Source organism: Actinomadura sp. NPDC048394 (genome assembly GCF_040651755.1).
Classification (GTDB): Bacteria; Actinomycetota; Actinomycetes; order Streptosporangiales; family Streptosporangiaceae; genus Spirillospora; species Spirillospora montaniterrae.
The window spans coordinates 155,014-178,590 of the sequence record NZ_JBEZJL010000002.1 but is presented as its reverse complement, the minus strand read 5'-3'; the positions used below and the strand labels follow the sequence as shown (position 1 = coordinate 178,590).

General features: G+C 72.4%; 18 protein-coding genes. 9 read left to right on the top strand and 9 right to left on the bottom strand.

What is annotated here, in order from left to right:
* Window positions 1–79: 79 nt before the first annotated feature.
* The 5 genes from AB0C78_RS02050 to AB0C78_RS02030 form a co-directional block, all read right to left on the bottom strand.
* On the bottom strand, window positions 80–2,305 hold the full coding sequence (locus tag AB0C78_RS02050; RefSeq protein WP_360740684.1) for a bifunctional glycosyltransferase family 2 protein/CDP-glycerol:glycerophosphate glycerophosphotransferase: 2,226 nt from the start codon (window positions 2,303–2,305) through the stop codon (window positions 80–82).
* Window positions 2,306–2,364: 59 nt separating this feature from the next.
* Window positions 2,365–3,492: an acyltransferase family protein gene (locus AB0C78_RS02045; protein WP_360740682.1), complete on the bottom strand. Its 1,128-nt coding sequence runs from the start codon at window positions 3,490–3,492 to the stop codon at window positions 2,365–2,367.
* Between the two features lie 117 nt (window positions 3,493–3,609).
* Window positions 3,610–4,947 (bottom strand): acyltransferase family protein, encoded by a 1,338-nt coding sequence (locus AB0C78_RS02040; protein WP_360740680.1) that lies wholly within the window; start codon window positions 4,945–4,947, stop codon window positions 3,610–3,612.
* Between the two features lie 11 nt (window positions 4,948–4,958).
* A complete protein-coding gene (locus AB0C78_RS02035; RefSeq protein WP_360740678.1) occupies window positions 4,959–6,380 on the bottom strand; it encodes an LCP family protein in 1,422 nt (473 codons plus the stop codon).
* 153 nt (window positions 6,381–6,533) lie between these two features.
* Window positions 6,534–7,394, bottom strand: a complete 861-nt coding sequence (locus AB0C78_RS02030) for a TIGR03089 family protein (RefSeq protein WP_360740676.1) — start codon at window positions 7,392–7,394, stop codon at window positions 6,534–6,536.
* A gap of 107 nt (window positions 7,395–7,501) precedes the next feature.
* On the opposite strand from AB0C78_RS02030, the gene AB0C78_RS02025 reads away from it, so the two are divergent.
* The 3 genes from AB0C78_RS02025 to AB0C78_RS02015 all read left to right on the top strand — a co-directional run bounded on the left by AB0C78_RS02025 (window position 7,502) and on the right by AB0C78_RS02015 (window position 11,775).
* A complete protein-coding gene (locus AB0C78_RS02025) occupies window positions 7,502–9,544 on the top strand; it encodes a hypothetical protein (RefSeq protein WP_360740674.1) in 2,043 nt (680 codons plus the stop codon).
* A 190-nt stretch (window positions 9,545–9,734) separates the two neighbouring features.
* A complete protein-coding gene (locus AB0C78_RS02020) occupies window positions 9,735–10,670 on the top strand; it encodes a glycosyltransferase family 2 protein (RefSeq protein WP_360740746.1) in 936 nt (311 codons plus the stop codon).
* Between the two features lie 13 nt (window positions 10,671–10,683).
* A complete protein-coding gene (locus AB0C78_RS02015; RefSeq protein ID WP_360740672.1) occupies window positions 10,684–11,775 on the top strand; it encodes a glycosyltransferase family 4 protein in 1,092 nt (363 codons plus the stop codon).
* On the opposite strand, the gene trxA is transcribed toward AB0C78_RS02015, so the two are convergent.
* Together trxA and AB0C78_RS02005 are read right to left on the bottom strand one after the other, a co-directional pair.
* Window positions 11,756–12,079: a thioredoxin gene (gene trxA / locus AB0C78_RS02010; RefSeq protein WP_151538655.1), complete on the bottom strand. Its 324-nt coding sequence runs from the start codon at window positions 12,077–12,079 to the stop codon at window positions 11,756–11,758. The genes AB0C78_RS02015 and trxA overlap by 20 nt on opposite strands.
* A gap of 2 nt (window positions 12,080–12,081) precedes the next feature.
* A complete protein-coding gene (locus tag AB0C78_RS02005) occupies window positions 12,082–13,083 on the bottom strand; it encodes a lysylphosphatidylglycerol synthase transmembrane domain-containing protein (protein ID WP_360740670.1) in 1,002 nt (333 codons plus the stop codon).
* A 96-nt stretch (window positions 13,084–13,179) separates the two neighbouring features.
* On the opposite strand from AB0C78_RS02005, the gene AB0C78_RS02000 reads away from it, so the two are divergent.
* From AB0C78_RS02000 to AB0C78_RS01975, 6 genes are all read left to right on the top strand, one after another.
* Window positions 13,180–13,884, top strand: coding sequence for a class I SAM-dependent methyltransferase (locus AB0C78_RS02000; protein WP_360740668.1), 705 nt, complete (start codon window positions 13,180–13,182; stop codon window positions 13,882–13,884).
* 180 nt (window positions 13,885–14,064) lie between these two features.
* The gene (locus tag AB0C78_RS01995; RefSeq protein ID WP_360740666.1) at window positions 14,065–15,234 is read left to right on the top strand and encodes a glycosyltransferase family 1 protein; all 1,170 of its coding nucleotides are present in this window, start codon (window positions 14,065–14,067) and stop codon (window positions 15,232–15,234) included.
* 37 nt (window positions 15,235–15,271) lie between these two features.
* Window positions 15,272–16,339, top strand: coding sequence for an NDP-sugar synthase (locus AB0C78_RS01990; RefSeq protein ID WP_151538652.1), 1,068 nt, complete (start codon window positions 15,272–15,274; stop codon window positions 16,337–16,339).
* On the top strand, window positions 16,332–17,276 hold the full coding sequence (locus AB0C78_RS01985) for a DNA-3-methyladenine glycosylase 2 family protein (RefSeq protein ID WP_360740664.1): 945 nt from the start codon (window positions 16,332–16,334) through the stop codon (window positions 17,274–17,276). Before AB0C78_RS01990 ends, AB0C78_RS01985 begins: the two co-directional genes overlap by 8 nt.
* Before the next feature lie 395 nt (window positions 17,277–17,671).
* Entirely contained in the window at window positions 17,672–20,224 is a 2,553-nt protein-coding gene (locus AB0C78_RS01980; RefSeq protein WP_360740663.1) for a bifunctional FO biosynthesis protein CofGH, read from the top strand.
* 78 nt (window positions 20,225–20,302) lie between these two features.
* Window positions 20,303–21,319 (top strand): substrate-binding domain-containing protein, encoded by a 1,017-nt coding sequence (locus AB0C78_RS01975; protein WP_360740661.1) that lies wholly within the window; start codon window positions 20,303–20,305, stop codon window positions 21,317–21,319.
* Window positions 21,320–21,330: 11 nt separating this feature from the next.
* Here the strand turns inward: AB0C78_RS01975 and AB0C78_RS01970 are convergent, their stop codons facing one another.
* Entirely contained in the window at window positions 21,331–22,617 is a 1,287-nt protein-coding gene (locus tag AB0C78_RS01970; protein ID WP_360740659.1) for a coenzyme F420-0:L-glutamate ligase, read from the bottom strand.
* A complete protein-coding gene (cofD, locus tag AB0C78_RS01965) occupies window positions 22,614–23,564 on the bottom strand; it encodes a 2-phospho-L-lactate transferase (RefSeq protein WP_360740657.1) in 951 nt (316 codons plus the stop codon). The genes AB0C78_RS01970 and cofD overlap by 4 nt, the downstream gene beginning before the upstream one ends.
* Window positions 23,565–23,577 lie beyond the last annotated feature (13 nt).

Sequence of the window (23,577 nt, the reverse complement as noted above, 5' to 3'; positions counted from 1 at the left end):
GGGGCTGTGCGAGCCGGACGCGGCGTCCGGTCGCGGACGGTCAAGGGGATGGTGGCCGGCGCGGCCCGCCGCGCCGCCGCTAGGCCGGGCCGGCGGCGACCGCCGGCGGGAGCGCCTCGCCGAGGAACACCCGGCGCACGGCCCGCTCGGCCGCGTGCCCGTCGTCCCACGGGCAGAACCGCGCCCGGAACGCCTCCAGGTGCTTCGCCGCCGCGTCCCCCCACGCGGCCCTGGACGCGAACGCGTCGACCAGCTCGGACTCGGCGTAGGCGACGACCCCGGGCGGGAACTCGGTCAGGTCGAAGTTCACGCCCCGGGTGAGCTTGTAGGTCTCCCAGTCGTTGGCGTAGATCACGATCGGCTTGCCGAGGTTGGCGTAGTCGAACATGACCGACGAGTAGTCGGTGAGCAGCGCGTCCGAGGCGATCATCAGGTCCTCGACGGACGGGTGCTTGGAGACGTCGATGACCTGGTCCTCGTTCCAGCCGAGGTCGGCGGCCATGTTCTTGAGCTTGTAGTAGTAGTGCGCGCGCAGCAGCAGGACGTGGTCGTCGCCGAGCTGCTCCATGACCCGGCCGATGTCGAACATCGGCGCGTACCGGCGCTGGTAGTCGCGGTGGGTCGGCGCGTAAAGGATCGCGGTCTTGCCCTCGGGGATGCCGAGCTCGTCGCGCAGCCGCGCCTGCTCCTGCGGCGTCGCCCGCACCAGCCGGTCGTTGCGCGGGTAGCCGATCTCCAGCAGCTCGTACTTGCACGGGAAGCCGCGCTCCCACGCCTCGCTCATCAGCGGGTTGGCCGACAGCAGGAAGTCCCACCGGTCGGACCGCTCGATCAGCGCCTTGAAGTCCATGTCGCCGGCCCCGACCGGGTACTCCATCTGGTCGAGGCCCATCTTCTTCAGCGGGGTGCCGTGCTGGGTCTCCAGGTGCACCTGCCCCGGCCGCTTGACGACGTTGTCGGGGAAGTTGACGTTGTTGACGAAGTACTTCGCGGCGGCGATCGTCCGGTAGTACTCCGCCGACCCGGCCACCACGTACTCGACGCCGTCCGGCATCGTCTTGCGGGCGCCCGGTTTCACGACCCACACGCAGCGGATGTGCGGCGCCAGCTCCCGGACCTTCTCGTAGATCGCGGCCGGGTTGCAGGAGTAGCCGCGGTACCAGTAGGCGGCGAACACCGCGAGGTTCTCGTCGATCGGCATGTGCCGCCGCATCGCGTAGTACCGCTCCTTGGCGAGCTCCTTGGAGCGGACGACGCTGCGCTTCTGCAGCTTGCGGACCTTGCGGCCGCGCTTCTTCGCCTTCGTGGTGAGCGTCGGGGTGTTGAGGCGCTCCCAGGCCCGGAAGTCGCCCCGCTCGATCGCCCGGTGCTTGTCGGCCAGCCCCGGCTCGTCGTCCGGCGGGACGTGGCCCGGCGGCTTGTAGCGGTTGTAGGTCTTGGTCATCTCGGCGAAGAACCGCTGCTTCTCCGAGGGGTAGACGCGGTCGGCGCGCTCGATGATGACCAGCAGGTGCCAGATCGTCCGGTCGAACATCAGCGGCCGGTACCGGTCCATCTTCGGGCCCAGGTGGTCCATGAACGCGAAGATGCGGTCGTACTGGTCGAAGGCGTCGAAGTGCTTGGCGCTGGCCGTCTTGGTGATCGCGCCGCTGCGGCGCTGCCGGTAGATGTAGCAGACCCGGTCCAGGAAGCTGACCCGCTCGGCGGCCATCAGGACGGGGTAGGTGATGCTGACGTCCTCGTAGTAGCCGCTGTTGAAGCGCAGCCCGTGCTCGATCATGAACTCGCGGCGGATCGCCCGGTTCCAGATCGAGGTGAACATCTCCAGCAGGCTCGGCCGGTCGGCGAGCGTGAACACCTCGGGCGCGGGCGGCTCCCGGAACAGGTGGTTGATGATGCTCCGCTTGACCCGCCCGTTCCAGTAGGACCGCGCGTAGTCGAACATCAGCACGTCCGGCCTGGTCTCGGCGAGCCGGTCGCAGATCGCCTTGACGGCGCCCTCGGTCGCGTAGTCGTCGCTGTCGAAGAACCAGACGTAGTCGCCGGTCGCCATGTCCAGCCCGACGTTGCGGGCCTCGCCGAGCCCCACGTTGTCGGTCAGGTGGCGCACCTTCAGCCGCGAGTCGCGCTCGGCGTACTCGTCCAGGATCTCCCCGCAGGCGTCCGGCGAGGCGTCGTCGATCGCGATGATCTCCAGGTTGGGCACGTCGGGGACCAGCAGCGAATCCAGGCACTGCCGGAGGTACCCCTGCACTTTGTGCACGGGCACGATGATGCTCAGGGAGATGTCGTATTCACTGCTCACGCGAACGCCAATCAACTACTCGATGAATCTGGATCATACCCGCATCCGGCAGGTAAATCTTATGTCCTGCCATGAGAGGGCTTGAGTAGCCATCGTCCCTTGGGCTCGATCGCCCAATGGGTGAGCCGCTGCACCGGGGCGGTGCCGAGCAGCACGCCGGCGGCGAGCGCGCCCAGCGTCGCCGCGACCACGCCCGCCGGGGTGTCGAAGAAGTGCGCGTCGAAGACGCCGCCGTAGTCGAGCGTCTTCACGATCAGGCCGTGCAGCAGGTAGACGTACATCGTCCGGGTCCCGAGCGCGGTGTACCAGGCCCGCCCGCGCGGGACGGCGGCGAGGAACGCGGTGCCGAGGACGACGGCGAGCACCATCGCCAGCAGCCGGTACGCCATGCCCTCGACGGCGCTGAAGTGCATGTGCTCGTAGCCGCGGTTCCACAGCAGGACCCCGTGCGCGATCTTGGGGACGACGGTCCCGCGCTCCCACACGTACGCCGCCGGCAGCGCGGCCACCAGCACCGCGAACCCCGCCCAGCGCGTCCAGCCGCGGTCGCGCGGGGCCAGCGCGATCTCGGGCCTGATGGTGAGGCCGAGGACGAAGAACGGCAGCAGCCCCGCTGCCCGGCACAGCGTCGAGTCGGTGTTGAAGCTCCAGCTCCCGGCGACCAGCGACAGCGCGACCGACACCGCGACGGGGTGCCGCAGGTGCCCCCACAGCGGGGCGCTCAGCCGCCACAGCACCAGCGCGACGAGGAACCACATCAGGAACTGGGGACGGAAAAGTTCGTGCAGCCGGAAATCATTTCCCCGGATGAACACGAGCTGCAGCCGGTAAAGCACGGCGAAGATCACGTACGGAACGACCAAGGTGGGGAAAATAACCCGGAATTTGTCGGTCGACCGCATGAATCCGCGCGCGAAGTAGCCGGAGACGAACACGAACACCGGCATGTGGAAGCCGTACACGACCGTGTAGGCGGCGTCCACCGCGTGGCTGTTCGTCCGGAGGACCTCCCAGACGTGCCCGACGACGACCAGCAGGATGAGGAAGAACTTGACGTTGTCGAAGTAGGCGTCGCGCCGGCGCGGCGGAGCGGGGGGCTCCGGTGCCGGGCGCGGGACGGGCGCCGGCCCGCCGTCGAGGGGCCGGCCCGGCTCCGGGGGACGCGGCTGAGGGAGGGTTTCCGTCATGTCTCCGAAGGATTCATTTCGTCCGTGACAACCGTTCACGTGCGGGCAGGGCGACTCTAGTCCGCGATCGGCGGCCCTGGGGCCGGATGAGAGATTGTTCCGGTTCCGTGCCGCGGGCTAGCCGCGGCTCGGCCGGCGCAGCGGCGTGAACACCCAGGTCATCTTGGGCTCCAGCGCCCAGCTCATCGCCCGGCGGACCGGAGGCGAGCACAGGAACGTTCCGACGACGACGGCACCGCACAGCACCGCGACGACGCCGCCCGGCGTGTGCATCCAGTCCGCGCCCCACCAGCCGGTGAAGTTCAGCAGCCGGGTGACGAAGCCGTGCAGCAGGTAGCAGTACAGCGTCGTCGCGCCCAGCGCGGTGAACCAGTACCGCTTGCGGGGGATCAGCGTCAGGAACGCGGCGACGAGCACGGTGGCGCACGCGAACATCGCCAGCCGCATCAGGGTGCCCTTGAAGTCGCCGACGCCGAGCATGAAGTGCGGGTCCTTCCAGAAGATCCACCGCACCGACATGTGCTTCATCACCAGGTAGGAGCACGCCAGCCCGACCGCGAGGACGGCCGCGCCGATGGGCCGCGCGATCGGCCGCTTCAGCAGCTCGAAGTGCTCGGGCCTGAGCTTCAGGCCGAGGACGTAGAACGGCAGCAGCCCGAACACCCGGTGGATGTCGAAGGTGCTGCCGAGATCGCTCATGTACGACAGCAGGGCGAAGCCCATCGCGACGGCCAGCGGCCACCGGATCTGCTGCCACACCGGGGTCGACAGCCGCCACAGGAACAGCGCGCACAGGAACCACGTCAGGTAGTACGGGCTCAGCAGGCTGATCTCCAGGTCGTGGCGGCCGGCCAGCCAGTCGTACAGCGAGTACGCGACCTCGAACACCACGTACGGGACGCCGACGTTGGTGATGAGCTTGCGGGCCTTGCCCGGGGAGAACGTCCAGTTCCGCGAGAAGTAGCCGGTGATCACGATGAACAGCGGCATGTGGAACATGTAGATGAAGATGTACAGGCCCTTGGCCATCGGGACGTTCTGCAGGTTGGCGATCGAGTGGCCCGACACCACCAGCAGGATCGCGAAGTACTTCGCGTTGTCGAAGAAGGGGTCCCGCTCCTTGCGCGGCTTCGGCGGGGAGGAGATCCGCACCGGCCCGGAGGCCGCGCGCTCGCCGTCCGGCGGCGCCGCGACGGTGGCCGTGCCCGCTGCGGCCGTGGCCGTGCCCGCGGTGGCCGTGCCCGCGGTGGCCGTGCCCGCGGTGGCAGAGGCCGCTGTCGCGGTGGCCGCCGCGGTGCCCGGGAGCCCCGCGTCCGCGGCGGCGGGCGCCGCCGGGTCGGGACGGGGATCGGGAACGGCCGGTGCGCCCCGGTCGTCCGGTGCTCGCTGGTCGGCCGCCCGCGCGGCGGCAAGCGGTCCCGTCTCGGGCCCCGAGGGCCTGCTGCTGTACGTCATGGCCGGCCGGTTCAAGCCCCCTTGCAGATGTCGTCGTTGGCGCGGATCTCGCCCTGCTGCTTGGGGATGCCCCCCTTGGCGTTCTTCAGGGCCGTCCAGTTCGAGCCGACGACCAGGTCGACCACGCCGGGCTTCGCGCCGGTGGTGCGGGCCGCCGGGGTCGGCTTGCTCGGGATCAGCGCGGTGAGCGTCTGAGCCTGCTGGTCCGCCCCGGCACCGTACAGCACCTTGGTGGTGCTCGTCTGGGAGGCGTTGCCGCCGACCGACACCTGGAAGCCCTGCGCCTCCAGGTCGGAGGCGACGCGGCTGGCCTGGCCGGCGATGCCGCTGCCGTTGTAGACCCGCACCCGCACCTGCTCCGGCTGGATCTTCGGAGTGGCCGACTTGGTCTCGGTCGGCACCGTCTTGTCGTTGCGGACCGCGGAGAAGAACGGCTGCGCGGCGGAGGTGAGCACGACCCGGTTCGGGTCGGACGGGTCGGGGCCGTTGGGCGCGGTGACGAAGCGCAGCTTGCCCGAGGTCATGCCCTGCATGCCCTGGGCGATCTTCAGCATGACCTGCGGGGTCAGCTCCTTGTCGGTGGTGAGCGACTTGGTCGCCGCGTTCATCAGCGGGATCAGCTTGGTCGGGTTGCTCAGCACCCCGGCGCTCATGGCCTTGTTCGCCAGCGCGCCCATGAACTTCTGCTGCCGCTTGATGCGGTCGAGGTCGGAGCCGTCGCCGAGGCCGTGCCGGACGCGCACGTAGGCGAGGGCGGTGGAGCCCTTGATGACGTGCTTGCCGCGGGTCAGGTGCAGCTTGGACTTGGGGTCGTTCACGTCCTTCGGCAGGCAGACCGGGACGCCGCCGATCGCGTTCGTGATGGCCTTGAACCCGGTGAAGTCGACCTGCATGAAGTGGTCGATGCGGATGTCGGACAGGCCCTCGATCGTCTTGATGACGCAGGCCGCGCCGCCGATGGTGAACGAGGAGTTGATCTGCGCCTTCGGCTGGTCCGCCGACATGCCGCCCGCGTGCGTCTTGCACGGCGGGATGTGCACGATCAGGTCGCGGGGGAAGCTGATGCCCATCGCCTGGCTGCCGCCGGGGGACAGGTGCAGCAGGATCATCGTGTCCGAGCGCGGCGGGTCGTTCTTCATCGACCGGCCGTAGCTGGCGTTGGCGCCGGCGCGGGTGTCGGACCCCAGCAGGAGGATGTTCATCGCGCTGTTCAGCTTCTTCGGCCGGTTGGGGCCGATCGCCGAGTTGACGTCCTCGTGGTTGATGTTGCCCATCGCGCTGCGGTAGAGGCCGTAGGCGGTGAGGGAGCCGGCCACCATGACCGCCGACATTCCGACGCACACCCAGCCGAGGATGCGCCAGCCGCGTCGACGCGGCGCCGGCTGCGGATCGGCGTCGTCGACGTACTCCATGTACATCGGGTTGCTGTTCATCGGCTCCGTGTCCGGGGGCGCGGCCCGCTTTCAGGGGGTCGGTCGGCTTGGTCTGCTCTGCTGGAACGGTCTGTTCTGCTGACTCTGTCCTGTAGTGCTGTGACGGTGCTGGCCGCGGCTCGGTTGACAAAGCCCGGGCAAAGAGAGCGTAGGTCAGCCGAGCCGGCGCACGGACCCGGATGCGTCTTTCCATCCGGTCAGTCCGGCGACCGCCGTCACATGCTCCAAGGTCAAGCGTCGATCGAGGGCGGCTTTGTCAAAGTTTCGTTGGATTATGACGGAAGCTCCTGAGGCTAGTGGTGCGACCAGGCCCGCCATAACCCCGTCGAGTGTGGTGAAGGGCATGTCGACCAGCAGCCGCGCGTCCGCGTCCAGCTCCCATTTCGCGGCGGCCGCGCGGGCCGCCGCGACCAGCTCCGCGCCGGTCAGTGTGGTCTTTGTCACATCCAAAGCGGGCAGTTCGGGACCCACTTCCGGGCCCGCCGAGAACCGGTCCCCGTACGAGCGGACCTCCGCGGCGTAGTCGGTGACGCCCACCGGGCAGTCCGCCAGCGGGCCGCCGAGCGGGTGCAGCGAGAGCCCGACGATCTCCTCCGCCTCGGCGTCCACGCCCGGGTCCGCGAGCACCACGTCCAGCACCTCCTCGGCCGCCGCCAGGATGTACGGCCCGGACGCCCCGAGCGGTTCGGACCCCGCCTCGCTCCGCTCGAGCACCGCCGCCGGGTCGACCGGCTCGGCCACGAGCCCCGCCGACCAGCAGGCCATCAGCCACACGGCGGTCTGCCAGTGCGGCGGCAGCACCAGCACGACACGCCCGCCGGGCTCCGCCGCGAGCCCGTCCACCAGGAAGTTCGCGGTCTTGGCGACCCAGTTGTCGAACGTCCGCGCGGACAGCTCGACGCGCTCGTTCTTCGCGTCGTCGTAGTAGGTGACGAACGGGCGGGACGGGTCGGCGGCCAGCCGCAGGCGCAGCAGTTCGGCGGGCCCGGGCACGGCGGGTTCGCTGTGGCTCATGGGGCGAGCGTAGAGCCCCGTGACCGGCGGGGACTCGCTGACCGGCCGTTCCCGCTACGCTCCGCACCGATGGATGACCACGGATCGGACGAGCGCGGGGCGGGTGCATGAACGCGGGTCGGCTGCTCGCCCGGATCACCGTGGCCCCGGCGCTGCTCGTCGCCGCCTGGCTCGTGGTGGCGCTTCCGCTGCTGATGGGCGGGGTGTTCCGGCCCGGCCCGGCGATCCTGCTGTGGGTGCCGGTCGCCGCGGCGGCGCTCTGGCTCGGCCTGCGCCGCCGGCCCCGCGACGCGACCGCCGAGCGCGACGGGCCGCTCGGCCCCGCCCCGTGGTGGTCGGCGGCCGGGGTGATCGCGGTCGCCGCCGCGTTCCTGGTCTTCGAGGCGCTGATGTGCTCCGAGCAGATCATCGTCCGCCGCGACCCCGCCTCCTACGTGCAGTTCGCGACCTGGCTGAAGGACCACGGCTCGCTGCCGATCCCGGAACTGCGCTGGGCGTTCGGCGGCGGCGACCCCGCGCTCAAGTTCGACAGCCCCGCCTTCTACGAGCACGGCGGCTCCGTCGTCCCGCAGTTCATGGCGGGCCTGCCGATGATCCTCGCGCTCGGCGGCTGGGCGGGCGGCACGCACGGGATGCTGCTGATGGCGCCGCTGCTCGGCGCCTGCAGCGTGCTGGCGTTCGGCGGCCTCGTCGCGCGGCTCGTCGGCCCGCGCTGGGCGCCCGCCGGGGCGCTGCTGCTGGCGCTGACCCTGCCGATGCTGTGGGTGTCGCGGTCCACCTTCAGCGAGCCGCCGGCGCTGATCCTGCTGCTCGGCGGGCTCTCCCTGCTGCACGACGGCCGGACGGAACGCCCCGGCGCGGCCGCGGTGAAGGCGTTCCTCGGCGGCCTCGCGCTCGGGCTGATCGTGCTCGTCCGCATCGACGGGATCCGCGACATCCTGCCCGCCGTCGTGTACGCCGGGCTGCTCGTCGCGTGGCGGCGCCGCACCGGCTACGCCCTCGCCGGCGGGCTCGCGCTCGGCGCGGCCGCCGGGCTCGTCGAGGGCTACGTCAAGTCCCGCCCCTACCTCGACTACCTGCACGCCTCGCTCGACCCGCTGCTGATGATCTCCGGCGCGATCGTGGTCGCGACGGCGCTGATGGTCGTGCTGCTCCGCTGGGACGTCACGGGCCGCCGGCTGCGGGCCGCCGGGGCCGCGATCGGGCGCGGCCGGCTGCCCGGCGCCGCCGCGATCCTCACCGCGCTGGTGATGGTCGGGTTCGCCGTCCGGCCGCTCGTGCAGACCGTCCGCCGCGTCCCGACCAACACCGACGACCGGCTGAACGCCGAGTTCATCGAGGCCGTCCAGAAGATCGACCAGCTGCCGCTGGACGGCACCCGGCAGTACTCGGAGCTGTCGCTGTACTGGGTCGTCTGGTACATCGGCATCCCCGCGCTGCTGCTCGCCACCTTCGGCGCGGCGCTGCTCGTGCGGCGGCTCATGCGCCGCCAGTCGCCGGAATGGCTGCTGCCCTACGCCGTCATCGTCTGGACGACCGTGCAGGTGCTGATCAGGCCGGGCATCACCCCCGACCATCCGTGGGCGTCCCGCCGCCTGATCGGGCTGGTCATCCCCGGCCTGCTGCTGTTCACGGCGTTCGCGGCGGCATGGATCACCAAGCGGCTGCGGCGGATCGGCTACTCGCGGAAGGTCGTGCGGATCACGGCGGTGGCGGGCGTCGCGCTGATGCTGGTCCCGATCGTCATCACGTCCGCCGGGTACATGGTGGAGCGGACCGACCAGAAGGAGGTCGGCGCGGTCGGCGCGATGTGCGACCGGCTCGGGCCCGGCCGCTCCGTCGTGGTCGTCGAGGCCGGGACCGCCGACCGGTTCCTGCAGGTCCTGCGCGGGATGTGCGGGCTGCCGGCCGCGCGGGCCGCCACGTTCGCCACGCAGGCCGACGTCCGCCGCGTCATCGGGAGGATCGACCGCGCCGGGCGGCATCCGGTGGTCATGGGGTCGAAGCCGGACCAGGTGGCGCCGTACGGGCGCCCGCGGCAGATCATGCGGCTGCGCAGCCGGCAGGACGGGCGCACCCTCGACGAACCGCCGGCCGGGTCCTGGGGCCTCGGCATCGACGTGTGGATCGCCGAGCCGGCGGCCCCCTGACACGCCCTCGCCGGGGCGTCCGCGGGCGGTGTCCGCGCGCCGTGCCGGGCGGTGAGTCGGCCGGTGAGTCGGCCGGGGTGCGCCGTTGCGAGTATTCTCGCGGTGCGTGAGTACCCAGCCCGCCGAGCCCGCGCAGCGGCCCGCGCCCGAAGGCGCCGAGCCGAGCGACCCCGTGAGCGACCCGGCCGCCGTGCCCGGCACGGCCCCCAAGGCCGCCGCCGACCCCGACGCGGCGCCGCCCGTCCACGTGACCATCGTCCTGCCCTGCTACAACGAGCAGGACCACGTGATCGACGAGGTCGAGCGCATCACGAAGGCCATGGACAACAGCGGCAAGAGCTACGAGCTGCTGGCCGTCGACGACTGCTCCACCGACGCGACCCTCGCCCGGCTGGAGGAGGCGGCGCCCCGCTTCCCGCACATGCGGGTCATGGCGTTCCAGCACAACAGCGGGTCCGGGACGGTCCGGCGCATCGGCTCCCAGCAGGCCCGCGGCGACATCGTCGTGTGGACCGACGCCGACATGTCGTACCCGAACGAGCGGATCCCGGACCTCGTCGACATCCTCGACACCGACCCGTCCGTCGACCAGGTCGTCGGCGCCCGCACCACCGAGGAGGGCACGCACAAGCTGCTGCGCGTCCCCGCCAAGTGGTTCATCCGCAAGGTCGCCGAGCGGCTCACCAACTCGAAGATCCCCGACCTGAACTCGGGGCTGCGCGCGTTCCGCCGCGACGTGTCGCTGCCGTACCTGCGGCTGCTGCCGCCCGGGTTCTCGTGCGTCACCACGATCACGATCGCGTTCCTGTCGAACCAGCACCCCGTGCACTACATGCCGATCGAGTACGCCAAGCGGGCCGGCAAGTCCAAGTTCCACTTCACCAAGGACGCCTACCGCTACATCCTGCAGGTGCTGCGGATGGTGATGTACTTCAACCCGCTCAAGGTGCTGATGCCGCTCGCCCTCTGGCTGATCGGGATCGGGCTGCTCAAGGGCGTGTTCGACATGGTGGTGCACATCGGCTACTTCGCCAACAACACCATCATGATCTTCGTGACGGGGCTGATCATCGCGTCGCTGGCGCTGCTGGCGGACCTGATCGTCCGATCGCGCGGCGACGTCTGATGCGGGCGGTCTAGTGCGGATCGCCGTCGTCGGCCCCGCCTTCCCCTACAAGGGGGGCGGCGCCCACCACACCACCGAGCTGGCGCGGCGGCTGGCCGCGGCCGGGCACGACGTCGCCATCGAGTCGTGGCGCGCCCAGTACCCCGGCTTCCTGTACCCGGGGCAGCAGACGATCTCCGAGCCGGAGGGCGAGCCGTTCCCCGGCACCCGGCACCGCCTCGACTGGCGCCGCCCGGACGGCTGGTACCGCACCGGCCGGGCGCTGCGGGCGTACGACCTGGTCGTGCTGGCCGTGCTGAGCCCCGTCCAGGTGCCGTCCTACCTGGGCATACTCGCCGGTCTCCGGCGGCGGGCGCCCGTGGTGGCGCTGTGCCACAACGTGCTGCCGCACGAGCGCAAGGTCTATGACGAGCCGCTGATGAAGCGGCTGCTGCGCAAGGTGGACGGCGTCCTCGTCCATTCGGAGGCGCAGGCGGAGCTGGCGCGAGGGCTGACGCCGCGTCCCGTCCGCGTGGCGGAGATGCCCGCCCACCTGCCCGCGTCCAGCGGCGTGCCCGCCGATGACGGCAAGGTGCGGCGGAGGCTGCTGTTCTGGGGGATCGTCCGGCCGTACAAGGGCCTGGACGTCCTGCTGCGCGCGCTCGCCGAGGGCCCCGGCGATGTCGAGCTGACCGTCGCGGGCGAGTTCTGGGGCGGCCTGGACGAGACCCGGGAGCTGATCCGGTCGCTGGACCTGGCGTCCCGGGTGGACCTGCGGCCCGGCTACGTGCCCGCCGCGGACGTCCCCGGCCTGTTCGCCGCCGCGGACGCGCTCGTCCTGCCGTACCGGACGGCCACCGCGTCGCAGAACGTGTGGATGGCCTACGAGCACGGCCTCCCGGTGATCGCGACCGACGTCGGCGCGTTCGCCGAGCAGGTCCGCGACGGGGTCGACGGGCTGGTCTGCCGCCCCGGCGACGTGCCCGGCCTGGCGGAGACCATCACCCGGTTCTACGCGCCGGGGGAGCCGGAGCGGCTGCGCTCCGGCGTCCGCCCGGTCGACCACGGCCCGGTCTGGGCCGCCTACCTGGAGGCGCTCACCGCGCTCACAGGTGCGGCTCGATGACCTTCAGCAGCGCCCGCTTCGGCTTGGCGCCGGTGATCTGCTCGACGACCTCGCCGTTCTTGAGCAGCAGCAGCGTCGGCAGCCCCAGCACGCCGTACTTCTGCGGGGTCTGCGGGTTGGCGTCGTAGTCCAGCTTGGCGATCTTGATCCGGCCGTCCTGCTCGGCCGCGATCTGGTCCAGGACGGGGGCGATCATGCGGCAGGGGCCGCACCAGTCCGCCCAGAAGTCGACGAGCACCGGCACGTCGCTGTTCAGGACTTCCTCGGCGAACGTGGCGTCGGTCACGCTGATGGGGGCCGTCACGGTCACTCCTTCGTAGGCTTGGTACCCCTGACAAGCGCGTGGCGGTCGGCTTCATTCCCGTCCTCGTCCGCGGACAGGGCGGCCTCCGCGCGGTGGCGGCGGGCGGGGCGGCCGAGGAGGAGGCCGGCGCCCGCGTTGAGCAGGTCGGCGACCGTCAGCACGACGCGGGACGCGATCGCGACCACGACCGGCGCGCCCGCCGGCAGCACCGGCGTCAGCACCACCGTCAGCGCGGCCTCCCGCGCGCCGATGCCGCCCGGCGCGATGAAGACGAGGAACCCGGCGACGAACGCGAGCGCGTAGGCGCCGGTCGAGAGGAACGGGAGCCCGGGGCCGTCGCCGCCGACGGCCAGGCACAGCAGCCAGGTGTGCACGCCGAACAGCGCCCACCCGAGGACCGTCCAGCCGACGGCCCGCAGCGTCACGCCGAGGCTGACCGGATGCTCCAGCGGCGGCCGCCGGACGAGCTTCAGCATCAGGTCCAGCGCCCACGTCACGACCTTCGGGTGCAGCGCCGCGAGCATGAACGGGGCGAGCAGGAACAGCCACCAGTACTCGCGGCGCGCCGCCGCGGACGTCAGCGGCAGCGTCACCGCCGCCACGGCGAGCCCGCACGCGGTCGAGGTCGCGACGGCCAGCAGCGTCGAGCCGAAGCTGCGCTCGGCCGGCACCTTGTGCTCGCGGGCCATCTCGATCTGCGTGACCAGCGCCCACACCTTGCCCGGCACGTACTTGCCGAGCTGGGAGACCGCGGAGATCCGGTAGGCGACCTGCAGCGGAAGGTGCGAGCCGAGTCCGCCGAGGAACGTCCGCCACCCGAGCGTCCACGCGAACAGGCCGGCCAGGCCCATCACGAGCGCGCCGGCGAGCGTGGGCCAGGACATCTCCCGGAACGCCTTCGTCGTCGCGTCCCACTGGTGGATCACGCTGTAGGCGCAGAACCCGAGCGCGAGCAGCACCAGCAGCACGCGCAGGGCCCGCATGGCGACGACCTTGATGTTCACGCGCCCAGCGTAGGCGAACCGCGATCGCGGCGTGCCCGGGCTCCGCGGAGCCGCTTCGGCCGCGCCGCCGCCCGCCGCGCCCTACAGTTGGGGACGATGAAACTCTCGGATGTGGTCGCCTTCATGGGGCACCAGGTGCACGTGTGCCGGTACCGCGAGGCGGGGACGCTGCTGTCCTGGATGGGACGGGACCTGCGCGGCAAGCGGGTCCTCGACGTCGCCGGCGGCGACGGCTACTGGGCGGGGCGCGCGCGCCGCCGCGGCGCCCACGCGGTCTCGATCGACCTGGCCCGCAACAAGATGGTGTACGGCCGGACGCTCGCCGACGCGCCCGCGCTGATCGAGTGCGACGCGCTGCGGCTGCCGTTCGGCGACGCCTCGTTCGACGCCGTCCTGTCGGTGTGCGCGATCGAGCACTTCGACGACGGCGGGAAGTCCCTGGACGAGATGGCGCGGGTGCTGAAGCCCGGCGGTGAGATCTTCATGTCCGCCGACGTGCTGAGCCGCGCGGACGCATGGCCGAAGCTGCGGGACGCGCACAAGGCGAAGTACCACGTCCAGCACACCTACACCCACGAGAGCCTGCGCAAGCTGATGGACGAGCGCGGCCTCGACCTCGTGCGGCACTCCTACCAGTTCAGGACGGCCGCGACGGAGCGCCTGTACCTGTCGCTGTCGACGTACGGCGGGAAGGTCGGCTTCAACGCGGCGGCCCCGCTGGCGCCGCTCGTCGCCCTCGCCGACCGGAGCGCGCCGAACCAGCAGGGCAGCATCGTCCTGGTGCACGCGCGCAAGAGATAGGTGTGGGGCCGGGCCCGGAGTGAAAGGTATGGGCCCGGGGGCTCGGGTAGGCCCTCACCATGACTCGCGGCGGCGAGGGGCGCGGAGGTCGCGCGCCCGGCACGGTCGCGGGCGTAGGCTCGAACGGTAAAGAGTGATCTACGCCACTACGGCGGAAGCGCCGGAATGGGGGAGTGGACCGTGGCGCCTCGGATCCTGCTCGACGCCACCGCGGTACCCGCCGACAGGGGCGGGCTCGGACGGTACGTGGACGGCCTGCTGTCGGCCCTGCACGCGCTCGGCGCGGACCTCGCGGTCGCGTGCCAGCGCGCGGACGAGAAGCGGTACGGCCAGCTCGCCCCGGGGGCCCGGATCGTCGCGGGCCCGGCGGCGCTGGCGCACCGCGCGACCCGGCTGGCGTGGGAGCAGACCGGTCTGCCGCACGTCGCCGACAGCGTCGCGGCCGACGTGATCCACCTGCCGACGTACACGATGCCGGTCAGCGCCGTCCGGCCGACGGTGGTGACCATCCACGACGTGACGCTGTTCGCGGAGCCGGAGGTGCACGACCCGGTCCGCACGACCTACGTCAAGTCGGCGACCCGGACGGCGGCGCGCCGCGCGACCCGGCTGATCGTCCCGTCGCGGGCGACGCGGGACGAGCTCGTCCGGATCCTCGGCGCCGACCCCGAGCACATCGACGTGGCCTACCACGGCGTCGACCACGAGGTGTTCCACCGGCCGTCCGAGGCGGAGGTGAAGCAGGTCTCCGACCGGCTCGGCCTGCACGGCCGCCCGTACGTCGCGTATCTGGGCGCGCTGGAGCCGCGCAAGAACGTCCCGAACCTGATCCGCGGCTGGGTGCGCGCCTGCTCCGGCCTGGAGGACCCGCCCGCGCTGGTCCTCGCGGGCGGCGGGGGCTGGGACGACGAGGTCGACGCGGCGATGGCGACGGTGCCGCCGCGGCTGCGGGTGCTGCGGCCGGGGTACCTGCCGTGGCCGTCGCTGCCCGGGTTCTTCGGCGGCGCGCTGGTGGTGGCGCTGCCGAGCCGCGGCGAGGGGTTCGGGCTGCCGGTGCTGGAGGCGATGGCGTGCGGCGCGCCGGTGCTGACGACGCGCCGGGGCCCGCTGCCGGAGGTCGGCGGCGACGCGGTCGCCTACACCGAGCCGGACCCGGAGGGCATCGCGTCGGCGCTGACCGCGCTGAGCGGCGACCCGGCGCGCCGCGCCGGGCTGGCGGAGGCCGCCTACACGCGGTCGCTGGAGTTCACCTGGACCGCGTCCGCGGAGGCGCATATGGCCTCCTACGAGCGCGCCATCCGGCAGTACGAGGCCTCCCACGGTCGCGGGCCCGCGTCCGCCACCCACTAGGCTTCGTCACCACGGTCGTGGTGGAGAAAGGAGCCGAGTGGAAGCGATCCTCCTGGTGGGAGGCCAGGGCACCCGCCTGCGCCCGTTGACGATCTCCACCCCGAAGCCGCTGCTCCCCACGGCCGGCGTCGCGTTCCTGGCGCACCAGCTGGCCCGCGCGCACGCCGCCGGCGTCGAGCGCATCGTGTTCGCGACGTCCTACCGCGCGGAGATGTTCGAGGCGGCGTTCGGCCCGCGCGCGCACGGCGTCGACCTGGTGTACGTCAGTGAGTCGCAGCCGCTCGGCACCGGAGGCGCGATCCGCAACGCGGCGCGCGCGCTGACCTGCGGCCCGGACGACCCGGTGCTGATCCTCAACGGCGACATCCTGTCCGGCCACGACATGCGCGCCCAGGTGAAGGTGCACGAGAGCGCCGGCGCGGCGGTCACGCTGCACCTCACGGAGGTGGACGACCCGACCCGGTTCGGGTGCGTCCCGACCGACGGCGCGGGACGCGTCACCGCGTTCCTGGAGAAGACCTCCCATCCGGTGACGAACCAGATCAACGCGGGCTGTTACGTGTTCCGCCGCTCGGCGATCGACACGATCGCCGAGGACGAGGTCGTCTCCGTCGAGCGCGAGACGTTCCCGGCCCTCATCTCCTCCGGCGCGGTCGTCATGGGCCATGTCGAGTCGGGCTACTGGCTGGACGTCGGCACGCCGGAGGCGTTCGTCCGCGGGTCCTGCGACCTCGTCCTCGGCAAGATCGACTCGCCGGCGATGCCGGGCGGCCCGGGGGAGCGGCTGACCCTCGCCGGTTCGACGGTGTCGCCGGGCGCGGTGGTGCGCGGCGGCACGACCGTCGGGCGCGGCGCCGTGGTCGAGGCGGGCGCGACCGTCATCGGCAGCGTGCTGCTGGACGACGCGTTCGTCGCGGAGGGCGCGACCGTCCGCGACTCGGTGCTGAGCCGCGGCGCGCGCGTCGGGCCCGGAGCGGTCCTCGACGGGGTCATCCTCGGCGACGGCGCGGTGGTCGGGCCGGGCAACGAGCTGTGCTGCGGCCTGCGCGTCTGGCCGGGCATCGAGCTCCCGCCCACGGCGGTCCGCTTCTCCACCGATGCCTGACGGCCCGGCGGGCGTCGCGTCCGGGCCGCTGCCGGGACGTGCCGCCGGGGGGCTGCGGCGGGAGTGGGCGCCCGCCTTCGCCGTCGACGTGGGGGCGACGCTCGGCCCGCACCAGCGCGGGCACCACGATCCCGCGTTCCGGGTGGAGCGGGACGGGACGGTCTGGCGCGCGTCCTACACCCCGGAAGGCCCCGGCACGCTGCGGATCCGCAGCGGCGGAGGCGTCGTCGAGGGGCGCGCGTGGGGGCCGGGCGCCGAATGGCTGCTCGACGGCCTGCCGGACCTGCTCGGGGCGTCCGACGACCCGGACGGGTTCGAGCCGCACCACGAGATCGTCCGGCGGCAGGCGCTACTGCGGCCGGGGCTGCGGATCGGCCGGACGAACCGGGTGTTCGAGGCGCTCGTCCCGGCGGTCATGGAGCAGAAGGTCCTCGCCGAGGAGGCGTGGCGGGCCTGGGGGTACCTGCTGCGCCGGTTCGGCGAGCCGGCGCCGGGCGCGCCCGCCGCGCTGCGGCTGCGGGTCCCGCCGCCGCCCGCGGTCTGGATCCGGATCCCGTCGTGGGAGTGGCACCGGTCCGGGCTGGAGGCGGTCCGGGCCCGGACCATCATCGGCGCGGCGCGGGTCGCCGCCCGGCTGGAGGACGACCCGGCCGAGGCCCGGCTGCGGACGCTGCCGGGCGTCGGGGTCTGGACGGCGGCGGAGGTCCGGCAGCGGGCGGCCGGCGATCCCGACGCCGTCTCCGTCGGCGACTACCACCTGCCCGGCCTGGTCGGCTGGGCGCTGGCGGGCCGCAAGGTCGACGACGACGGGATGCTGGAGCTGCTGGCGCCGTACGCGGGGCATCGGCACCGGGTCACCCGGCTGCTGGGATCGTCCGGCGCGCGGCCTCCGCGGCGCGGCCCCCGTCTTCCCGTCCGCGACTACCGGCGCTTCTGATCCTCTCCTTCCGGGGCCGGGTGGACCGGCGGGAGAGCCAGAAGTTGCCGGGGGTCCAGTTGAGGCCGTCGCGGGTGTCGGCGCCGGCAATCGGCGCGAGGACGGCGAGCAGGATGATGATCGCGAGCATGACCAGCATGGGACTGTCCTTCGGCGAGGGCCGTGCGGCGGTGGTTCCGCCCGGGGGGACGACCCTCTCGCACCCTTAGTTTGACTCAGTCCAACATTGAGGACTAGCGACTCTTTCTAGAGGTATTGATTAAGTTCCGCTACATCCCGGGTCGCGGCGGTCTCGTGGGAATAGTCGGAGCGTGCGGCGGGCTGTATCCCGGTGATCGCCGGTTTCCCGGCCCCCGGCGCGGCGCAAAATATGACGATTGGCATAGAGTGCCCGCATGGAGGCCACGCAGAACGCGATCAGGCGGGCTTTGGCCCGTGCGCGTGACGGGAAGACGCTCGACCAGTCCGAGGCCGCGACGCTGCTGCAGGCCCGCGGCCCGCAGCTCGACGATCTCCTCGCCTACGCGGCGAGGACCAGGGACGCCGGTCTCGCGGCGGCGGGACGTCCCGGGATCATCACCTACAGCCGCAAGGTCTTCATCCCGCTGACCCGGCTGTGCCGGGACCGCTGCGGCTACTGCACGTTCGCGACCGTCCCGCACAAGCTGGACGCGCCGTACCTCAGCCCCGACGAGGTCCTCGAGATCGCGCGGCAGGGCGCGGCGATGGGCTGCAAGGAGGCGCTGTTCACGCTCGGGGACCGTCCCGAGGACCGGTGGAAGCAGGCCCGCGAGTGGCTCGACGCGCACGGCTACGACGACACGCTCTCGTACGTGCGCGCGATGGCGATCCGGGTGCTGGAGGAGACCGGGCTGCTGCCGCACCTGAACCCCGGCGTGCTGACCTGGCGGGACTTCCAGCGGCTCAAGCCGGTCGCGCCGTCCATGGGGATGATGCTGGAGACGACCGCGACGCGGCTGTTCAGCGAGCGCGGCGGCCCGCACTTCGGGTCGCCGGACAAGGACCCGGCCGTCCGGCTGCGGGTGCTGGAGGACGCCGGCCGGACGAACGTGCCGTTCACCACCGGCATCCTCATCGGCATCGGCGAGACGGTCGAGGAGCGCGCCGACGCGATCTTCGCGATCCGCAGGACGATGCGGGAGTACGGCGCGGTCCAGGAGGTGATCGTGCAGAACTTCCGGGCGAAGCCGGACACCAAGATGCGCGACACCCCGGACGCCGAGTTGGAGGAGCTGGCCGCGACGATCGCGGTGACGCGGATCGTCCTCGGGCCGAAGGCGCGCGTCCAGGCGCCGCCGAACCTGGTGGCCGACCAGTACGCGCTGATGCTGCGCGCCGGCATCGACGACTGGGGCGGCGTGTCGCCGCTGACGCCCGACCACGTGAACCCCGAGCGTCCGTGGCCGCAGATCGACGAGCTGGCCGAGCGGACCCGCGAGTCGGGCTTCGAGCTGCGCGAACGCCTGACGATCTACCCCGAGTACGTCAAGCGCGGCGAGCCGTGGCTGGACCCGCGGCTGATCGGGCACGTGTCCGCGCTGGCCGACCCGGCGACCGGGCTCGCCCGCGAGGACGCCGTTCTCGAAGGGCGCCCGTGGCAGGAGCCCGACGGCGGGTTCGAGGCGTCCGGGCGCACCGACCTGCACACCGAGATCGACACGACCGGCCGCACGTCCGACCGGCGCGACGACTTCGACGAGGTGTACGGCGACTGGGACGCGCTCAAGGAGCGGATGAGCGCGCCGCAGCGGTTCGACGCCGACGTCAAGTCCGCGCTGGCCGCCGCCGAACGCGACCCCGCCGGCCTGTCCGACGACGAGGCGCTCGCGCTGCTGCACGCCGACGGCCCGGAACTCGACGCGCTCGCGAAGCTCGCCGACGACCTGCGCCGCGACACGGTCGGCGACGACGTCACCTACGTCGTCACCCGGAACATCAACTTCACGAACGTCTGCTACACCGGCTGCCGGTTCTGCGCGTTCGCGCAGCGCCGCACCGACGCCGACGCGTACACGCTGTCGCTCCAGCAGGTCGGCGACCGGGTGGACGAGGCGTGGGAGGCGGGCGCCACCGAGATCTGCATGCAGGGCGGCATCCACCCCGACCTGCCCGGCACCGCCTACTTCGACCTCGCCCGCGAGGTGAAGCGCCGCGCACCCGGCATCCACCTGCACTCCTACAGCCCGATGGAGGTCGTCAACGGGGCGTCCCGCACCGACCTGTCCATCCGCGAATGGCTGGAGGCGGCGAAGGAGGCGGGCGTCGACTCGCTGCCCGGGACGGCCGCCGAGATCCTCGACGACGACGTCCGCTGGGTGCTGACCAAGGGCAAGCTGCCCACCGACCAGTGGATCGAGGTCGTCACCACGGCCCACGAGGTCGGCATCCCGACGACGTCCACGATGATGTATGGGCACGTGGACACCCCGGCGCACTGGGTCGCGCACCTCAAGCTCCTGCGGTCCATCCAGGAGCGGACGGGCGGGTTCAGCGAGTTCGTGCTGCTGCCGTTCGTCCACCACAACTCGCCGATCTACCTGGCGGGGCTCGCGCGGCCGGGGCCGACCGTGCGGGAGAACGTCGCCGTCCACGCGCTGGCCCGGATCCTGCTGCACGGCGCCATCTCCAACATCCAGACGTCCTGGGTGAAGCTCGGGGACGAGCTGTGCACGCGGGTGCTGCAGGGCGGCGTCAACGACCTCGGCGGGACGCTGATGGAGGAGACCATCAGCCGGATGGCCGGGTCGGAGAACGGCTCGTTCAAGCCCATCAGCGAGCTGGAGGAGATCGCCGCGCGCGCGGGGCGTCCCGCCAAGCAGCGCACCACCCTCTACGGCGAGGTCCCGCCCGAACGCCTCGAAGCCGCGCGCAAGACGGACGGGATCGGCCACTTCGGCCGTCCTACGCTCACCCTCACCCCTCGTTGAGTCGCGGCGTTTGTCGTCATGGCACCGTTCATGGCGACAACACGCCGCAAAGGAACGCGCGTCCGGTATGACTGACGCGTGAGGTGGAAGGTGTGGGCGGCCGCCTTGCTCGTCGTGACGGGCCTGGGCGGCGGGGCGTGGGCGCTCGGGCTGCTGCCGGGGCCGTCGTCGTGCACGGGCGGGACCGTGCGCGTCTCCGTCGCCGCGCAGCCGGAGATCGCGCCGGCGCTGCGCGACGTCGCGTCCCGGTTCAACGTGGAGGAGCACCGTGTCGGCGGGCGGTGCGTCCGCGCGCGCGTCACGGCCGTCGCGCCCGCCGAGTTCGCCCGCCGGCCTGAGCTGCGGCGACACGCGGACGCGTGGGTGCCGGAGTCGTCGGTGTGGCTCGGCATCGTCCGCGACGCGGGCGGCAAGGACGTCCCCTCGGGCGGGACGTCGCTCGCCGAGACGCCCGTGGTGCTCGCCATGACCCGCCCGGTGGCGGAGGAGTTCGCCGCCGACCGCGTCGCCATGAGCTGGAAGCTGCTGTTCAAGGACAAGGCGGACGGCGTGGGCCTCGCCCGCAGGGCCGCCGACCCCGCGGTCGGCATCAGCGGAGCGGTCGCGATGCTCGCCGTCGACCAGACGGGCGGGAAGGCCGGCGACGTCGCCGCGGCGTTGCGCGCGTCCGCGCCGTCACCGACGGACGACGCGTCCGGCGGATCGGCCGCCGTCCTCACCGGGCTCACCACCGCCGGGCGCCTCGACCGGTCCCTCGTCGTCACCACCGAGCAGGCCGCCGTCGCCTACAACGACGCGCACCGTCCCAACCCGGTGACGCCGATCGTCCCGGACGAGGGCACGCTCATGCTCGACCACCCGTACGCCGTCACCGCCCGGGACCGGCGGCACCGCGACGCGGCGGCCGCGTTCGGCGACGCGCTCGGCGCCCGGTCCGCGCGCAACGCGCTCCAGCAGGCCGGGTTCCGGGCGCCCGACGGCACGTTCGGCGACGCCTACGCCCGCGACCACGGCCTGTCCGCGACCCCGCCCCGCGCCCTCCGCTTCCCCACCTCCAAGGAACTGGCCGAGGCCCTCTCCTCCTGGAAACGCTGAGCCGCGGCGGGTCAGCGGACCTCGATGAACGCGTCGGGGGTGCGCGGCGGACGGTCGCGGGGCGGCGCGGCCGGATGGCCGACGCCGACGGCGCCCATCGGGTCCCACTCGTCGGGCAGGTCCAGGGCCTCGCGGACGACGTCGCGGCAGAACATCGTGCTCGACACCCAGCACGACCCGAGCCCCTCCACCGCCAGCGCGACCAGCAGGTTCTCCACGCCCGCGCCGGTCGCGACGACGAACATCTCGCGCTCGGCGGTCGCGCGGCGCGCGTCCGGGTAGTCGTGCGAACCGTCCATGACCAGGCACGGGACGACCAGGTACGGCGCGCGGCGCAGCACGTCGCCGCGCCGCAGCCGCTTGGCGATCGACTCCTCGGAGAAGCCGTCGCGGCGCAGGTCGCCCTCCCACGCGTCGCGCATCGCGTCCAGCAGCCGGGTCCGGGACTCCGCCGACTCCAGCAGGACGAACCGCCACGGCGTCGTGTGGTGCGGCGCCGGCGCGGTGATCGCGGCGGCGACCGCGCGGCGCACCGCCTCCGGGTCGACCGGGTCCTCGGTGAACTCGCGGATGGTGCGGCGCGCGTGCAGCACGTCCGCCGACCCGTACCGGAACATGTCCTCGGCGGGCGGCCGGACGAGCTGCCGCGCCCCCGGCCCGTCATCGGCCGTGACCAGGTGGGACAGCCCGCGCACCACCGCGATCGGCACCCCGTCGAGCTTGCCCTTCACCAGCTCCGCCGCCGCCGCGATCTCATCCGCGACCGCCGTGATGGTCGCTTCGAGCCGGTTGCCGTACGCGTCGTCGGTGCCGCGCAGGTCGCTGAGCGGGGCGAGGCCCGCGACACCGATCGCCGCGTCCGTCAGCCCGTTGCGCCACGGCCGGCCGAGCGTGTCGGACACGATGACCGCGACGTCCTTGCCCGTGCGCTCCCGCACGCCCGCGCGGATGCTGCGTGCGGAGGCGTCGGAGTCCTCCGGCAGCAGCAGCACGGTGCCGGGCGCGGTGTTGGACGCGTCCACCCCCGCCGCCGCCAGCACCAGGCCCTGCCGCGTCTCCACGATCCGGGTCTCGCCGCGCGCGTGCCTGCGCCGCGCCACCACCCGCACCGTCTCGGCGTCGATCGCCTTCTCCCGGTCGTCCGCGACCAGGACCCGGCCCTCCGCCTTGCTCACGATCTTGGACGTGACGACCAGCACGTCCCCGTCCTCGACCCGGTCCGCCGGGACGAGCGCGGCGATGTCGTCGCCCTCGCCGACCTCGGGCAGCCCGGGAATGCCGAACACCTGCAGGTTCACGGTGCTTCCTTCTTCAGCTCCAAGGCCAGGTCGAGCGCCGCCCGCGCGATCGCCGCCGTCGCCTCCGGGTCGCTCATCAGCAGCGGGCGGGACCGCACCTCGATGCCCTCGACCCGCACGTCGCCGTCCGCCTCGTCGACCAGCCAGCCGTCCAGCAGCCCGAGCCCGTAGTGCTCGGCCACCGCCTTCGCCGACGTCTCCACCCCGATCGCGGTCAGGCACGCGTCCGCCATACCGCGCACCGGGGCGCCGCCGATGATCGGCGACACGCCGACCACGGTGTTCGCCGCGACCGCCTCCCGGATGCCGGGGATCGCCAGGATCGTCCCGATGCTGACGACCGGGTTGGACGGCGGGAACAGCACCACGTCCGCCTCCTCGATCGCCTTCAGCACGCCCGGCGCCGGCTTCGCCTCGTCGGCGCCGACCGGCGCGATCGACAGCGCGGGCAGCGACGCGCGCAGCCGCACCCACCACTCCTGGAAGTGGATCGCCCGCCGGCCGTGCTCCGGGTCGTCCACCACCACGTGCGTCTCGACCTGGTCGTCGGTCATCGGGATCAGCCGCACGCCCGGCTTCCACCGGTCGCACAGCGCCTCCGTCACCGACGACAGCTTGTACCCGGCCGCCAGCATCTGCGTCCGGACGATGTGGGTGGCGAAGTCGCGGTCGCCGAGCCCGAACCAGCCGGGACCGACGCCGTAGGCGGCCAGCTCCTCCTTGACGGCGAACGTCTCGTCCGTCCGCCCCCAGCCCTGCTCCTCGTTGATCCCGCCGCCGAGGGTGTACATCACGGTGTCCAGGTCGGGACAGACGCGCAGCCCGAACAGGGAGATGTCGTCCCCGGTGTTGCCGACGACGGTGATCTCCGCCTCGGGGGCGGCGGCCTGGAGCCCGCGCAGGAAGCGGGCGCCCCCGATGCCGCCCGCCAGCGCCACGATCCTCATGCCGATCAGCCTA

Excerpts from the sequence above, each read along its gene's own strand:
- AB0C78_RS02035 (WP_360740678.1), bottom strand. The coding sequence starts at position 6,380 with ATGAACAGCAACCCGATGTACATGGAGTACGTCGACGACGCCGATCCG.
- AB0C78_RS01985 (WP_360740664.1), top strand. The coding sequence starts at position 16,332 with ATGCCTGACGGCCCGGCGGGCGTCGCGTCCGGGCCGCTGCCGGGACGT.
- AB0C78_RS02040 (WP_360740680.1), bottom strand. The coding sequence starts at position 4,947 with ATGACGTACAGCAGCAGGCCCTCGGGGCCCGAGACGGGACCGCTTGCC.
- AB0C78_RS02000 (WP_360740668.1), top strand. The coding sequence starts at position 13,180 with ATGAAACTCTCGGATGTGGTCGCCTTCATGGGGCACCAGGTGCACGTG.
- cofD (WP_360740657.1), bottom strand. The coding sequence starts at position 23,564 with ATGAGGATCGTGGCGCTGGCGGGCGGCATCGGGGGCGCCCGCTTCCTG.
- AB0C78_RS02030 (WP_360740676.1), bottom strand. The coding sequence starts at position 7,394 with ATGAGCCACAGCGAACCCGCCGTGCCCGGGCCCGCCGAACTGCTGCGC.
- AB0C78_RS02045 (WP_360740682.1), bottom strand. The coding sequence starts at position 3,492 with ATGACGGAAACCCTCCCTCAGCCGCGTCCCCCGGAGCCGGGCCGGCCC.
- AB0C78_RS01980 (WP_360740663.1), top strand. The coding sequence starts at position 17,672 with ATGGAGGCCACGCAGAACGCGATCAGGCGGGCTTTGGCCCGTGCGCGT.
- AB0C78_RS02025 (WP_360740674.1), top strand. The coding sequence starts at position 7,502 with ATGAACGCGGGTCGGCTGCTCGCCCGGATCACCGTGGCCCCGGCGCTG.